A 14,501-nucleotide genomic window follows, 5' to 3' on the forward strand; every position below is an offset into this window, starting at 1 on the left:
TTCTGAAAGGGAAAATCCGTGGATAAGGCGAAGCGTATGCTTTCGATGCAGCTTTCTTTCAGAAAGCTTTTAGCTCCGCTTCTTCAGGTCATTTCTGTCCTCAGTTCTCGTGAAAATGAATGTATAGTGCAACTTATATAGATATTTGCTGGGGGCATGTTCGTCGGAACATGAATGAAAGGAGAAAGATGTTGTGCAATTGTTAAAAAGTAAATCCTATTGGCTGTCATTAAGTCTGATGCTGTCTTTGGCCGTCATGGGGCTCTTCTATGATATTCTTAATAGTCCGGAACGCGGGTTCGTCATACTTGATTCCTCGCTTGACCGGATCATCCCCTATGTACCTGCCATGTCCATTCCATATTTGGGTTGGTACCCGTTTGTATTCGGTGTGCTCGCCTACCTGTGTGCCAAAGACCGGCTGACGTATTACCGCGTGTTGTTATCCATGAATATCTGTGTCTGGATCTGTTATCTCATCTACTTCAATTTTCAGACCATGGTACCGCGCCCGGAACTAACGGGTACAGGCCTTGGAGCATCTGTTCTCGGATGGCTTTACAGCCAGGACCGCCCTTATAATTGTTTTCCAAGTATTCATTCTCTTCACTCTTATCTCGTGATGCGTGCCGTTCTCTCGGTTCCAAGCATCCGCAAACCCATTAAGATTTTGGTGGTTGCCGGTGCCGCAACCATTATTGTATCCACGCTAATGATCAAACAACATGTGATCTATGATGCCTTGGGTGCAGTTATACTGGGCGAATGTGTTCTTACCATCATAACAGGGCTCGCTCTACATCGGAGACGCAGAAAAGAATCGAAGTGGACAGAGGGGATCAACTGATCCCTCACTTCGATCTTTTCTGAAGATGATGTTGTCGTCTCCATTCATCAATAAACAAACCTGCAAAATAGGGGTCCCATTGGGTCCCTTTTCCTTCTTCCAAAATCGTTAGTGCTTTCTCGTGACTCATCCCATTCCGATATGGTCGATCCGACGTCATGGCATCAAAGGCATCCGCTACCGCAATGATGCGGCCAAAAAGAGGGATATCCTCACCAGCCATCCCATCCGGGTATCCTTTGCCATCATATCTCTCATGGTGAGAACGTACACCTGGCAGAAAGTCCGCCATGGCATCAATAGGCTCTATCTGTAACAAAATACTCTCTCCCTGCACGGGATGTGTGCGAATAATCGCGAATTCTTCTTCGCTTAATTTTCCATCCTTCAGCAGTACCTCATCAGGTATGCCGATTTTCCCGATATCGTGAAGCAGAGCTGATTTGTACAACAAATCCGCCTGTTCCTCATTCATTCCGCTTAACTTGCCAATCATCAGCGAATACTCTGCCACCCGCATGGAATGCCCTGCTGTGTATTTATCTCGGGCGTCCAATGCAGCAGCCAGCGTAGAAAAATAACTTTGCAACAACTGCCGATTGCGTTCCTGTCTCATCTCCAGCCGATTAATCATCATATTGAAACCAGAGATGAGTGCCGAAAATTCATCCGCATACAGATCCGGAGCTCGTCTGCCAAGATCTCCCCCCTGAATTCGGTTCATCTCATGCGTCAGTTCAGCAACGGGATCACGAACATCACGAATCAACAGCCAGCTTCCCACCAGTGCAAACCCCGCGCCCAGAAACACGATGAGAATTCCCCAAAGAATGTACTCTTTCGCAAATTCACTGTCCAAATACTGAAGCCGAATGTATGTAGCCAGGAAAAATAGAAATAGAGGAAATAAGCCGATCAGTGCCGTACTTAGCTGAAATTTACGTTGAATCGATACCAGAATACGTCCACCCAGTGAAGGTTCCATCCCATATTGAGTTTTGCCTCGTTGACGAATCTCTAGTAACAGGGGTCTAATCGCCCTCACCGCTAGGTAATACTCAATCAACGCATGCATGGTAGCAATCAGAAAAGCACATGCCGCGGCCACAATAATATACAAGTAAGGGAATTCAAGTCCCCCTGTGGATATCATCCATATTGTTAATCCAGCTGCCGGAAGCGAAAAACCAAGCATGTGCGGACACATAATCCGATATATGGTCTGTCCAGGGAAACGATGAATTTTCTCATACATGATGTTCAATTCGTCTCTCTCGTGATGCTCGGAAGCGAAAAATTGTCTTATGGGTCCTAACTGCACCCACAGTGTAATTAATTCTGCAACCAGCATGAACAAAAGTGAAATCAGTACAATGAAGATGAGTCGAACGAATTGAATATTGGGTATTTGCAGGGTAGATACCATAACCACTGTACCGACAACAAAAACAGCCGCCAGTGAACCGATCAGATAATTGCGTATCAGGCGAAAGATAAATGAACGGTATGCTTCCAACTGAACCCCTCACTCTCTTGTGTGCAACCAGTTCTCCCTTGAGACACGGGGAGATTAAGGGTATTGTCTTCTATTTGTTTATCGGTTGCTCCGACCAAAAAAATTAACCCTGTACCGATCTCTGGTAATAATCTGCAAAGCACAAAAAGGCTGCTCCACAACGGAGCAACCTTTGGTGATATATCCTATATTTATCCTTTAATTTTGGCAGCCAGAATCATTGTACCCCGCGGCTCATCTCCCATTGCATCCGGTTCAAGCGTGATGGCGACCGTATCATAGTCGTTGGCCGAATCCAATGTGTAGTATACCGCTCCCGTCCCATCACGACTAAGGAACGTACCGGCATTCTGAGGGGTATCTCCTTTGATCAACCACACCTGAAAAGCCTCGTTGCCTTCCAGGTTCGGCAGGTTCTCCGCCTGCACAACCAGGTGAGTGCCTTTGCTGTCAATCACGATGGTTGCGAGACCCTGAGCTACAATATCCTGCGTTGCAGGATTTAGCTTCACTGCCTCGCCGGTCTGCATGCCCTGTGCAGGTTCCAGAGCTGATGCCAGCTGCTCTTGCAGCTGCGCATTCTGCGCCTGTGCCTGCACCAATTGCTCTTGCGCAGCCGACGAGCTCGCCGCTTGCTGTGTCAGCGAGTCGATCTGGCGCTGCAGCTGCGCCGTGTACACGCCAAGCAATAGCGCTGCTGCCGCAAGGCCTGCACTGGCTATGCGCCAGGCGCTGCTGATGCCTGCACGCGCGTGCGCTTGTGGCTGCCATGGCTGTGCCTGGGCAGCCTCTTCCACCCGGGCCGCAGGCACCGCCGTTACCGGCGGCAAGCCTGGCCCGGGCTGCGCCGCACGTTCGTGCTGCGGCGCAAGGTCCTCCTGAAGCACCACGGGTGCTTCAGGCTCTGCAGGAGCCGCCGCCAGCTTCGCCTTGGCGCTCTCCTGCACATGTCCGAGCACGTTGCCCAGCACACGTGCTCGCATGCCTTGCGGCGGTGCTACAGGTTCCGCCGCAAGTGGCAGGAAGCCAGTCACTTCCTGCAATTCCCTCACCTCCTGGCGACAAGGTTCGCATGTTGCCATATGCGCTTCAAACGCCGCCACTTCCTCTGCTTCCAGTCCGCCCAGCACATACATCGGTGCCAGATCAGACCACTCCTCATGTCGTTCTATCATGGATGTATGCCCTCCCTTCCCGCGTCCGGATGCAATTCAGCATCGGCCAGCAACTTTTGGAGCTGTCGCATGGCAAGCCTGACACGGCTCTTTACTGTACCCAACGGAATCCCGAATCGGCTGGATACTTCCTGCTGGGTTAATCCCGCATAATAAATCGATTCTATAACTTGTTGCTGATCACCGTTCAATTGGGACAACGCCTCTTTAATTCGGGTGCCTTCCCATTTACGCTGCACTTCTTCTTCCGTATTCGTATGCTCATCGGCATAGGCCGCCAGTGTCTCGTGTTCAACTGAAGTAGCCGCTGCCCCTTTCGATTTCCGCCTCAGCATGTCCACTGCTATGTTACGCGTGATCGCAAACATCCATGTGGTCAGCTTCCCCTGTGAGGCATCGTATCGTTCAGCATTATTCCAGACCCGCATAAAAAGCTCCTGAACGGTTTCTTCTGCCGTCATGGGATCGCCAACGATCCGATAGGCAAAAGAATACACCGCTCGCTCATAACGGTCATATAAAAGCTCCAGTGCGGAGGAATCACGTTCCGCAATCTGCCGCATTAACCTGCTGTCCTCCATCGATTCAGTCATGCGAGGGCCCCTTTCTGTTTCTTCCCTCTTATTATAACCTACGCAGAATCTTTTGAAGAGGATTACCTCCATGAAGAAATAAACTGAAAATTTTCTGTCTTTTTTCAACACAAACATTCACCTACGGAAAGAAAAATTACTCCCATAACATATTATTCTGGTCGTGCTTTCCTTTTTATTGCAGAAAATTACAACCTGTGGTATACTATAAAAGTTGTATTAACAACCTCATATGATTTCTGTCTTCTTTAAACCCCGGAATATTTTCTTCATGCTGCGACCGCAGCGAATAAGTACAATCAACCTATGAAGATTGAAGAACCTGAATCACAATAACCCGGTATTACAGAGTTTCACAAGATGTTCCCATTCACACTGGCGCGGTCATCGGAGCCGCAAGGACAAAAGAGAGGTAGGGCTTTTGTTGTTTTGGATATCACTTATTCTTGAGAAGATTGAAAACATACACAAGCACCCGGAATTGGGTTCCGGGTGCTTATTCATGTCTACATACACATTTCAGCACCATCAACAGACTGTCGGGACACCATTCATTCATGGAGCCAAAACCCCTGGCTTCTAAAGCAACTGTTTACGTTCACCAGACGCTAACGAATCCTGCACACCCCACAGATGCCCGATCCAGATAATAGGACATCTACGATTCCTTAAACTTTTGAAATGGCAGAAATTCATGGAATAGGGGCTGTGGAGTTCGTTAAAATACCATCCCAAAACAAAAAAAGGAACAACGCAGGATAATTCCCTACGCTGCCCCGCTCTGTATCATAGATCCGTTATGCCTCAACATGGAACTCCGTGTTTATTTAGAGCACCAATCGTAACGCTCCACGACCAGCAAATTCTCCTTGCATCCACAAATGCTTAGATAAACATTGTTTTGGAGATAATCACCAGCAGGATGAACAGCACAAGAATGGTGCCCATGGAGCCCCAGCTTCCGCCGCCATAACCATAAGATACTCCACAACCCTTTTGATAACCATAACCATGCATCATCGGAGCTTGATTTGGCTGGTGTCCGTAACCGTAGCCCATCGGCATTGTTCCACAACCATATCCATACCCATGCATTTCATGACCTGTGTATTGGTATCCTTGCATATGATCATAACCTCCCATATGTCCGTATACATGCCCCTGTCCGTTCGGTGAGTTTGGTTTTACTTCGCTCATTGTTCATTCCTCCTTAACATTTGCCTACACCCCTAAGCTATGTATTTAGCCTACCTCTGGACCGGGCTATTGCCCTCATTTTGACAAAATGGGCGTTTAGCCGTTAGGTAACCTTCCCTATTTTCGAACGATACGCCGCCCTTTCATTTCTTGAAATCCATCCAAATCTTCCGTTCACCGTAAGCTATTCGCTCTCCCTGACTCTCCCCCATGCTTGTCCTCTAGAAAAAAAACCCCACCGGTTGCCCGGCAGAGTTCGCCATATTATACCCAGAATGATTTAGTGATGATTACGAGAAGAATGAACAGAACCAGGATTGCTCCAGTTGATGTCCAGCCGCCGTATCCTACGCCTTCAACTACTTTGCTCATGCAGAACCCTCCTTTACGAATATGTTAGGGTCCAAGCGGTGTATTAGATCAAGAATGCTTTAGAGATGATGACCAACAAGATAAAGAGAACCAAGATCGCGCCAGTCGATGTCCATGCGCCGCCGTATCCACCTACTACTCCACTCATGTAAACCCCTCCTTTGATTTGAGGTACAGTTCACTATATGCACCAATCACACATGGGACCGGGCTCAGGTCGAAAATGGGCTGTTTTTCCCACCAACTATTCTCTAATTGCAAATCCAAACAGGTTAGTTCTTAAGCCTGACGGTTATGTTCACATACGTTTAAGTCATAAAAGATCTAACGGTTACATCAACCAAATGTATGTACTATCGTTCAAAATGGATACCAATACGGTGTATTATTAGACTTCAACTTGTTAAATACAGATAAATTACCTTTTAGTAATTATGAATACTGAAAACTTTATTTATGTTATTATTTTACTAATAAAGCAGAAAGGAGTTTCCATGCCCACCACCTAAACTAGATTATCCCAAACGAATTGATGACCTTAGAAAAAATCCCAACCGATGGGAAGCATATTAGGAGACATTAGACATAATGAAGAAACTTATTACGATTTTGGCACTAGCCGCATTGCTTAGCGCGTGTGGTAATTCAGAAACCAACTCTACAGCCGATAGCCAAACTTCAGAAGCAACCAAGGTTACCGAAACTGTCTCAACAGAAGCAAACACTACGAAATACACTACATATAGTGGAGAAGGATTTTCCTTTGCATATCCTGAATCCTGGAAAAGCGTCGATACAAGTCAAATGAACGTTCCGTCCATTAAAGCTGCTTTTTCAAACCAATCTTCATCAGCCACATTTGCAGATAATATGAATCTGTCGATTGAGGCCAACTCAACCGGTTCAATCAATCCTGAAGAATACGCCAATAATGTGGTTGATTATTACACACAAAACGGTTCAAGTATCGGCATTACCGATTATAAAAAAACCAGCTACACAAGCAAGCCTTATAAAGAATATAGTGCAGGTGTATTGGAGGGTACGTATAAGCACTCCTCGGATACAGCAGTTGTCCTTGTCCAATATCTGATTCCAACTAATACAGAACTTTATACCATGACGTTGACCTACGCCAAGGATACGTATAATCAGGATGAGATCAAAGATATCTTGGATTCCCTAAGCATTACTGTTCCTCTGGAGCAAACAGCAACAACCGCAACGACTGGAAATACATCTGCCACAGCATCAGCTGCGGATTTCTTTAATGAGTTAACTCCCTACATTACAGAAGACACAGCCTTTATGGAGCAGGCATCTTATGATTTCTTTGGCAAGCATAGCGATGTATTCCCTGCCAGCACGGCAGAACTCCGCAAAAAGGCGAAGGAGCTCGTGGACACCAATGTAACGACTCGTCATCTGAATAAAAATGTGGCTAACTATTATGATCAATTCGTACAAGTCAGCGGTGAAGTCATTTCCGTTGAAGAAGATAGCTCTCTCGGAGCAACTTTCTCTATCGTTCATGTCATGGATGAGAACGGAAACGATATTATAGCGTTATATCCTGCCACGACTGGAGATTTGCTTGACGGTGATTATGCTACTGTTATCGGTGCACCAATTACCAACTTCTCTTTTGAAAATGTTGGTGGTGGTTACACCAACGCTACTTTGATTGGAGCCTCATTGGTAGTTGCAGATTAAACAGTTAAATAAGCATTACAAAAAGGCCAGTTCTTTAAAAGACTGGTCTTTTTGACATTCGATTTAGGGATGTAGAGTATTTACATTAGGAATTAATTAGGTCTTGCCTGAAGGGACGTCAGTTTATCCTGAACCGATTGTAACTTCTGTATACTTGAGGCATCCGGTTTATCACGACGGTCGTCAATTTTGACGGATGTGGAAACACGCTGAGCTCCTGACAAAAACGGTGCTTCATGCAGAGCCGCAATTGCTGTAAAGATCTCGTTAAGCGGTCCCTCAATAATGGTGCTCATGGAAGTTAACTGATATGTAATGCCCCGTTGATGTTCCAATACCTTTTGCATCTCTGCCACATAACTGCTTAGACTTGTTGTACCCGTTCCGATTGGAATCACAGTCACTTCTGCTATTGCCATTTTTCTCCGCCTCCTCTGGGCCCCGTGAACAACCGCTGCCGCTTAATTTAGTTGATTTTTGACTACTTTTATTCTACCAGTTGAATACGTTACAATTCAAACTGACGTGAAGACGTCATTCAAATTGGTCAAAATTTTTTTTTGATAATTCTTCAAATCTTCCAGTCCTTTTCCTTTGCGGATTCCTGGCTTAAATGGTATACTCGGAATTACGTTTTACTGGTTCTGCCCACTTTACAAACACAATATGTTGGGTTACAGTATGTTGACAGCTACAAAATGTAGTAACACTAGATTTCTCCGCTTCTATTAGTCACCTTCTGCATTCTCGCGAAAAACAGGATGAAATCACCTCCAAAGGCACGTCCCTGTAGGTGTAAATCGCTTTCTCGAAACAGAGTTGACACGGAGGTTAACGGGGCTGTTTGGACTGCATCCGGTATCCTCAAACTACAGGCACATCTGCATATAGACAAAAGCTTACATAAGCACCCTTCTCTGTCGATATTCTGAACCTCTAAGACAGTAAGGAAGCCAGAGCATCCATGGGCATTTTCAGCCGCGAGGCGGGAGAATGCTTTTTATATGAGCATGTTCTGCAATGTGCTGCTTTGTGCTCTCTAATTGAGCGATCTAAGACATGATCTGTCGCCGCCGTTTCAGTCCACAAAATGCAATCCTATTTCTTTTTCTCACCGTAAGAAAGACACTCAATTCTTTATATAAAGAATTTCTCCAATTTATCTCTTAAACATGCGAAAGCGAGGAATATTCATGCCACAAGTTGTGACCAAGCCGAACAACCGCCAGCTTGCCTTTGATGATATGCGCATCTCGGTATATGCCGACCGTATTCTGGAAGGACTGGACATGCTCGACAAGGAACGTCTGGTACGCGGGGTAAACAGCAAGCTCCGCCGTGATGAAGTTACCGGAGACGAAATCAGCAACGCTTTTATGATGAGCGCACTGGAACTGGTAACCAAAGAGGAGCCTAACTGGAAATTTGCAGCGGCACGCTCCCTGCTCACATCCCTGTACAAAAAAGCGGCTACCAACCGCAGATACAAGTCTTACCCGGACGAGCCTTATGGCGCATTCCACCCTCTTCTTGTGGATCTCGTGAAAAAAGGCATCTACCGTGAAGAACTGCTGGAATATTACACTAAAGAACAGATCGACGAACTTGCTGAGTGCATTGACTACCGCAACGATCTGCTCTTCGATTACATCGGCTTGCTCACACTGGCAGAACGTTACCTTGCTCACGATTTTGACGGAAAAGTGATGGAGTTGCCTCAAGAGCGTTACATGGTTATCGCGATGTACCTGATGCATCAGGAGCCTGCTGAGAAACGTATGGACCTTGTCAAGGAAGCATACTGGGCAATGAGCAACATGTATATGACAGCAGCTACACCTACGATGTCCAATGCGGGTAAAAAAGTGGCTGGACAACTCTCAAGCTGCTTCATTGATACCGTGGACGATTCACTGGAAGGTATCTTCGATTCCAATACGGATGTAGCTCGTCTGAGCAAAATGGGCGGCGGTATCGGCGTGTATCTCGGTAAAGTCAGAGCACGTGGATCGGATATCCGTGGACACAAAAACACAAGCTCTGGAGTAATCCCTTGGATTCGCCAACTGAACAATACAGCGGTCAGCGTAGACCAGCTTGGTACACGTAAAGGTGCCATTGCCGTATATCTGGATGTATTCCACAAAGACATTCTGGCCTTCCTTGATCTGAAGCTGAACAACGGTGACGAGCGGATGCGCGCACATGACGTATTCCACGGCATCTGTCTGCCTGACTTGTTCATGGAGCGGGTATCCAACCGCGGCGAGTGGAGCTTGTTCTGCCCGCACGAAACGAAGAAAGTGATGGGCTGGAAAGACGAGAATGGTCGTCCACTCGGACTGGAAGATTTCTATGATGAGTCCTTTGGTGCAGGTGCGTTCCGTGAAAAATACGAAGAAGCAGTTAATCACCCGCTGTTGTCCCGTATCACCGTTCAGGCGATTGATATTATGAAACGTGTAATGAAGTCCCAGCTGGAAACAGGTACGCCGTACATGTTCTACCGGGATACCGTCAACCGTGCGAACCCGAACCGTGCACACGGTATGGTCTACTCTTCCAACCTTTGTACCGAGATCATGCAGAACCAATCTGCTACTGTAGTAGAAAAAGAAGAACTCGTAACCAAAGATGGACAAACTCGCATCGTGATTTCCAAAGTACCTGGCGACTTCGTTGTCTGCAACCTGAACTCCATTCACTTGGCACGTGCCGTGCCTCACAATGTACTGGAGCGTCTGGTACCGATTCAGGTACGTATGCTGGACAACGTTATCGACATTAACAACATTGAAGTGCTGCAGGCCCAATACACCAATAGCCAATATCGTGCAGTTGGCCTGGGAACGTTCGGACTTCACCACTTGCTTGCCCTCGAAGGCATTCGTTGGGAGTCCGAAGAAGCGGTAACGTATAACGATAATCTGTACGAGAAAATTAACTACCTGCTCGTGAAAGCCAGCATGGAGCTGTCCAAGGAAAAAGGACATTATCCGAAGTTCAAAGGTTCCGATTGGGAAAGTGGTCACTACTTCGATCAGCGCGAGTACACGTCAGGTGAGCGCGTAGGGGAGTTCGTGACAACGGAACAGTGGAAAGAACTGCAAGCCCAAGTACAGCAAAACGGTGTGCGTAATGCTTGGTTGTTCGCCATTGCACCAAACGGTTCCACGTCCATCATTGCCGGCTCTACAGCCAGCATTGATCCGCTCTATGAGCTGTTGTCTTATGAAGAGAAAACAACATACAAAATTGCCAACCCGGCACCGGACCTGTCCGAAAAAACGATCTGGTATTACAAAACAGCATTCATGGTTGATCAACATGCTTCCATCAATATGGCCGCTGCCCGTCAGCGCCACGTCGATCAGGGACAGAGCTTCAACCTGTATGTTCGTCCGGATATCAAAGCAACGGAATTCCTGGAACTGCACTTGCACGCCTGGAGAGCCGGCATGAAATCGACGTATTACGTCCGTAGCCGGGCATTAACCATTGAAGAATGTGATTCTTGCGCAAGCTAAGTTTTATCCGTGATAGAGAAAGCTGACTAGATTCACGATGACCACCAGGGCATCCTGTTTTGATTGCAAAATGGCGTTGCCCTGGTTCTTTTTTGCCTAAAACACGATCACAGCATCGCAAGATGTTGATATAGATGCCACAGTATAGAACCCTAATATATAAAAGAATTAATGATTACACGATAACAAAGAGGACAGTCGTTATACAGTGTAAATTCATTCAAGGAGTGAACGGATTATGCAAGTACAGAAAATTTTCAACACCGAAGCCCCTAACCAATCAACCCGTATTATTGAAGGTGAATGCTCGGGTATCCTGAACTGGAACGACATTCGCATGCCTCATATGTACAAATTGTACAAAGTACTGCTGCTCAACCACTGGATCGCAGACGAGATTCCAATGTCCAAAGATGCTTCCCAATTTGCTCAACTGGACGAGGAAGAGCAACGTACATTCAAAATCAACATCTCCCTGCTCGCGGTACTTGATTCCATGCAGACGATGTTTGTGGGTGACGTAAAACGTTACTTTACCGACTCTTCACTCGAGGCGATCTCGGCCATTATCGGACAACAGGAAGTTGTTCATAACCAATCGTATTCCTACGTCCTCTCTTCCATCGTATCGGATCGGGAGCAAAAGGAAATTTTCGAATACTGGAAACATGATCCAGTCCTGCTTGACCGTAACCGATTCATCGCTGATATCTATCAGAACTTCCGGGACGAGCCGTCTCCACAGACGTTCTTCCAGGCGATGGTAGCCGATCTGGTACTCGAAGGTATCTTCTTCTATAGTACGTTTGCCTTCTTCTATAATCTGGCCCGTGACCAGAAAATGATGGCAACCAGCCAGATGATCTCATATATCCAGCGGGATGAAAACCAACACTGTTATTTCTTCGCTGAAGTGTACAAACAGTTGCTGGTAGACTTCCCTGAACTGAACACACCTGAGAACATGGACTACGTATACCAAACAATCCATCGTGCGGTTGAGCTTGAAACCAACTGGGCACATTACACACTCAGCAACGTACGTGGGATTGACCTGAACGAGTTGGAAGACTACATCAAGTACATCGCCAACAAACGTCTGCGTCTGATGGGTATGGAAAAAGCATATGAAGGTGTGGATGTAAACTGCATGCCTTGGATCAAACCATTCTCTGATGAAGCACTGAATGCAACCAAAACCGACTTCTTCGAAGCCAAATCCCGTAACTACGGTAAAGTTGGCGACGATAACGGATTTGACGATTTGTAAAATCTTCTGATCAGGTATTTCGATATAAATAAGCACATATTAAAGCACTCCCTTTGATAGAATGCCTTCATGGCTATCTGCATGCGGGAGTGTTTTTTTGTCTCTTAACCTTGTAAAATAGTTTGAAAGAGATTCACATCCCTTCTAACGAAGTGAGGTCTATTCATGGAAAGAGAACTGCTGGAACAAATCAACTTGTGGCATGAGCAGGACCAATTCAGACTCATTATTGAACGTATTGAACGTATCCCCGTCTCAGAGCGGGATTATGATCTGATTGGTCAACTCGCCAGAGCCTACAACAATGACGCACGTTACCGCGAAGCCATCCAACAACTGTTGTCTGTCAAGGAGCAAGGGGTAAACGACCCGCTCTGGCAATATCGCTTAGGGTACGCGTACTGTTATATCGCCAACTATGAACAAGCACTATTGGCGTTTGAGAGAGCTGACGAACTTCAGCCACATGATGAATCAACCCTTGAATTTCTAAGTCAGATTCGACCTTTCGCCGAGAAGATGCGGCGGGATCAACAACGCCATGAAGAACAAGTGAGAGAATGGGAGCAGCGTGGCACGTTGAACCATCTTCGTGCTGCATCAGGAACGTACGACCCAGCGACATTCTGGAAGCAGAGTGATTATGCACGGGACAACCATGTGTCGGCTCCCTTTGACGAAGACATGATTGTATCGCTTGAACACGAATTTGGTTACAAGCTCCCTGCCTCCTATATTCAGCTTATGCATACCCAAAATGGTGGAATCCCTACACGAACGGTGTTCCCAACCGAAGAAGCAACCTCCTGGGCTGTGGACCATATTGAGATTTCAAGTATTTTGGGGATCGGCCGGGACAAGATGTATTCCCTTGGAGGAGAGTTTGGAAGTCGGTTCATGATCGAAGATTGGGGATACCCTGACCTGGGGATTGTGATCTGTGATTGTCCATCCGCTGGCCATGATGTCGTTATGTTGGATTATCGCTTCTGTGGTCCTGAAGGCGAACCCTGTGTCGTTCATGTGGATCAGGAAAATGATTATGAGATTACATATCTTGCGCCGAATTTTGAAGCTTTCATCCGTGGATTGGTCGATGAGGATTGGTATGACCTGTCTGACGAAGAGAATGAGGACTAAACTTCAGGAGGGTCCGGCCATATGACAACCCGTATCTATTTTGGTTCCAATCAACTTGGCGAAGTGGCTGCCATTTCATTGCAGGACGCGCTGAATGAACTTGAACTGGGAACCCTTGAAGACTATCAACGAACGGATAAAGGGGTTATGGGGCAGACCTTGCTCATTCGAACTTCCCGTGGAGAGTATATTCTGAAAGGCAATCCTTTATATACAGGACAGTTACAGGAAGAAAAGTTCTTTGTAGAACAACTGGCGAAACATACGTCCATTCCTGTCCCTAACCCCTATTTATTACAGGAAGATACCGAACTTCTAGGCTGGAGTTATGCCATCATGCCGCGCCTGCCCGGAAATCACCTGTATGATCCGGCATTCCAGGCTTCACTGTCACAGCAGGATCAGGAAGAGATTGCCTGTATGCTTGCCCATACTTTGGCTGAGCTGCACCGTTGGAAGGTGCCTGATGCCGGGGAATATGATCCTGTAGCGCAGCAGATTGTTTCCTTTGCAGGAGATTACCTGGACTGGTTGTACGGAACCATTCGCCACTGGCTACATGATGCCGAACAGTACTCGGTGATTACGGATGAAGATGTCCAGTGGGTGGACGAGCAATTCAAGAATGCTGAACCTGCCTTTCGTTCCAAAGCTGTTCCGGGTTTTGTCATGGGAGACTTCAAAGTCGAGAATATACTGATTCAAAATGTGGACGACCGTTCTTCAGGTTGGCAGATTAGTGGCCTGTTCGATTTTACAACCGCCTATTTCGGAGACGGCACAGCCGACCTAACCAAAATATCCACCAGGTATGTTCGTGAGGGTCAACCAGAGCTGGCTACACAGTTCCTTCGCTGCTACCGGGATCTGATCTGTGCAGCAGATGAGGAGAAATGCCAACACTTCCGTACACGTCTCAGCATACATCTGCTCTATCAACGTATCTTGTGGTGGGGCGAAGCCAAAGCGACAGGACAAGTGACGTGGGCAGCCGACCTGCCTTTTGCACAGTGGGCTCAGCAGTCCATCGATTCAATTCTCGCATTGCTGGATAAGTAGATTGGGACAGATTGCTCAAGGATAGCAGCCTTCCAAACTAACGTATGTATCACTCCATATATGCCGCCCAACATCTGGACGCACGAATATAA

The 14,501-nt window shown here is 46.7% G+C and carries 13 protein-coding genes; 6 read left to right on the top strand and 7 right to left on the bottom strand.

Going from position 1 to position 14,501, the window contains the following annotated elements:
• Positions 1 to 193: 193 nt before the first annotated feature.
• Positions 194 to 847, top strand: coding sequence for a phosphatase PAP2 family protein (locus tag ACE3K2_RS18080; protein ID WP_421893120.1), 654 nt, complete (start codon positions 194 to 196; stop codon positions 845 to 847).
• Positions 848 to 851: 4 nt separating this feature from the next.
• On the opposite strand, the gene ACE3K2_RS18085 is transcribed toward ACE3K2_RS18080, so the two are convergent.
• The 6 genes from ACE3K2_RS18085 to ACE3K2_RS18110 form a co-directional block, all read right to left on the bottom strand.
• The gene (locus tag ACE3K2_RS18085) at positions 852 to 2,363 is read right to left on the bottom strand and encodes an HD domain-containing phosphohydrolase (RefSeq protein WP_421893123.1); all 1,512 of its coding nucleotides are present in this window, start codon (positions 2,361 to 2,363) and stop codon (positions 852 to 854) included.
• A gap of 191 nt (positions 2,364 to 2,554) precedes the next feature.
• A complete protein-coding gene (locus ACE3K2_RS18090) occupies positions 2,555 to 3,538 on the bottom strand; it encodes an anti-sigma factor domain-containing protein (RefSeq protein ID WP_421893127.1) in 984 nt (327 codons plus the stop codon).
• The gene (locus ACE3K2_RS18095; protein WP_421893130.1) at positions 3,535 to 4,131 is read right to left on the bottom strand and encodes an RNA polymerase sigma factor; all 597 of its coding nucleotides are present in this window, start codon (positions 4,129 to 4,131) and stop codon (positions 3,535 to 3,537) included. The genes ACE3K2_RS18090 and ACE3K2_RS18095 overlap by 4 nt, the downstream gene beginning before the upstream one ends.
• A gap of 885 nt (positions 4,132 to 5,016) precedes the next feature.
• Positions 5,017 to 5,328: a hypothetical protein gene (locus ACE3K2_RS18100; RefSeq protein WP_421893132.1), complete on the bottom strand. Its 312-nt coding sequence runs from the start codon at positions 5,326 to 5,328 to the stop codon at positions 5,017 to 5,019.
• A gap of 264 nt (positions 5,329 to 5,592) precedes the next feature.
• The gene (locus ACE3K2_RS18105; protein WP_201028111.1) at positions 5,593 to 5,700 is read right to left on the bottom strand and encodes a sporulation protein YjcZ; all 108 of its coding nucleotides are present in this window, start codon (positions 5,698 to 5,700) and stop codon (positions 5,593 to 5,595) included.
• Positions 5,701 to 5,743: 43 nt separating this feature from the next.
• A complete protein-coding gene (locus tag ACE3K2_RS18110) occupies positions 5,744 to 5,848 on the bottom strand; it encodes a hypothetical protein (protein ID WP_017690880.1) in 105 nt (34 codons plus the stop codon).
• 440 nt (positions 5,849 to 6,288) lie between these two features.
• Here ACE3K2_RS18110 and ACE3K2_RS18115 point away from each other — a divergent pair, with 440 nt between their 5' ends.
• On the top strand, positions 6,289 to 7,413 hold the full coding sequence (locus ACE3K2_RS18115; RefSeq protein WP_421893135.1) for a PsbP-related protein: 1,125 nt from the start codon (positions 6,289 to 6,291) through the stop codon (positions 7,411 to 7,413).
• A gap of 92 nt (positions 7,414 to 7,505) precedes the next feature.
• Here the strand turns inward: ACE3K2_RS18115 and ACE3K2_RS18120 are convergent, their stop codons facing one another.
• A complete protein-coding gene (locus ACE3K2_RS18120) occupies positions 7,506 to 7,832 on the bottom strand; it encodes an MTH1187 family thiamine-binding protein (protein WP_421893138.1) in 327 nt (108 codons plus the stop codon).
• Between the two features lie 774 nt (positions 7,833 to 8,606).
• On the opposite strand from ACE3K2_RS18120, the gene ACE3K2_RS18125 reads away from it, so the two are divergent.
• From ACE3K2_RS18125 to ACE3K2_RS18140, 4 genes are all read left to right on the top strand, one after another.
• Positions 8,607 to 10,940 carry a ribonucleoside-diphosphate reductase subunit alpha gene (locus ACE3K2_RS18125; RefSeq protein WP_421893140.1) on the top strand — a complete coding sequence of 778 codons (2,334 nt, stop codon included), beginning with the start codon at positions 8,607 to 8,609 and terminating at the stop codon, positions 10,938 to 10,940.
• A gap of 238 nt (positions 10,941 to 11,178) precedes the next feature.
• Complete coding sequence (locus ACE3K2_RS18130) at positions 11,179 to 12,210, top strand: ribonucleotide-diphosphate reductase subunit beta (RefSeq protein WP_421893142.1); 1,032 nt, start codon at positions 11,179 to 11,181, stop codon at positions 12,208 to 12,210.
• A gap of 165 nt (positions 12,211 to 12,375) precedes the next feature.
• Entirely contained in the window at positions 12,376 to 13,350 is a 975-nt protein-coding gene (locus ACE3K2_RS18135) for an SMI1/KNR4 family protein (RefSeq protein WP_421893145.1), read from the top strand.
• 21 nt (positions 13,351 to 13,371) lie between these two features.
• The gene (locus tag ACE3K2_RS18140; protein WP_421893147.1) at positions 13,372 to 14,409 is read left to right on the top strand and encodes a phosphotransferase family protein; all 1,038 of its coding nucleotides are present in this window, start codon (positions 13,372 to 13,374) and stop codon (positions 14,407 to 14,409) included.
• Positions 14,410 to 14,501 lie beyond the last annotated feature (92 nt).

Origin of the sequence: Paenibacillus sp., assembly GCF_048976745.1 — a bacterium.
Lineage (GTDB): Bacteria > Bacillota > Bacilli > Paenibacillales > Paenibacillaceae > Paenibacillus.

What these genes read in the sequence shown, in the direction of transcription:
- ACE3K2_RS18095 (WP_421893130.1), bottom strand. Translation starts at nt 4,131, where the DNA reads ATGACTGAATCGATGGAGGACAGCAGGTTAATGCGGCAGATTGCGGAA.
- ACE3K2_RS18105 (WP_201028111.1), bottom strand. Translation starts at nt 5,700, where the DNA reads ATGAGCAAAGTAGTTGAAGGCGTAGGATACGGCGGCTGGACATCAACT.
- ACE3K2_RS18140 (WP_421893147.1), top strand. Translation starts at nt 13,372, where the DNA reads ATGACAACCCGTATCTATTTTGGTTCCAATCAACTTGGCGAAGTGGCT.
- ACE3K2_RS18115 (WP_421893135.1), top strand. Translation starts at nt 6,289, where the DNA reads ATGAAGAAACTTATTACGATTTTGGCACTAGCCGCATTGCTTAGCGCG.
- ACE3K2_RS18100 (WP_421893132.1), bottom strand. Translation starts at nt 5,328, where the DNA reads ATGAGCGAAGTAAAACCAAACTCACCGAACGGACAGGGGCATGTATAC.
- ACE3K2_RS18130 (WP_421893142.1), top strand. Translation starts at nt 11,179, where the DNA reads ATGCAAGTACAGAAAATTTTCAACACCGAAGCCCCTAACCAATCAACC.
- ACE3K2_RS18090 (WP_421893127.1), bottom strand. Translation starts at nt 3,538, where the DNA reads ATGATAGAACGACATGAGGAGTGGTCTGATCTGGCACCGATGTATGTG.
- ACE3K2_RS18125 (WP_421893140.1), top strand. Translation starts at nt 8,607, where the DNA reads ATGCCACAAGTTGTGACCAAGCCGAACAACCGCCAGCTTGCCTTTGAT.
- ACE3K2_RS18120 (WP_421893138.1), bottom strand. Translation starts at nt 7,832, where the DNA reads ATGGCAATAGCAGAAGTGACTGTGATTCCAATCGGAACGGGTACAACA.
- ACE3K2_RS18110 (WP_017690880.1), bottom strand. Translation starts at nt 5,848, where the DNA reads ATGAGTGGAGTAGTAGGTGGATACGGCGGCGCATGGACATCGACTGGC.
- ACE3K2_RS18135 (WP_421893145.1), top strand. Translation starts at nt 12,376, where the DNA reads ATGGAAAGAGAACTGCTGGAACAAATCAACTTGTGGCATGAGCAGGAC.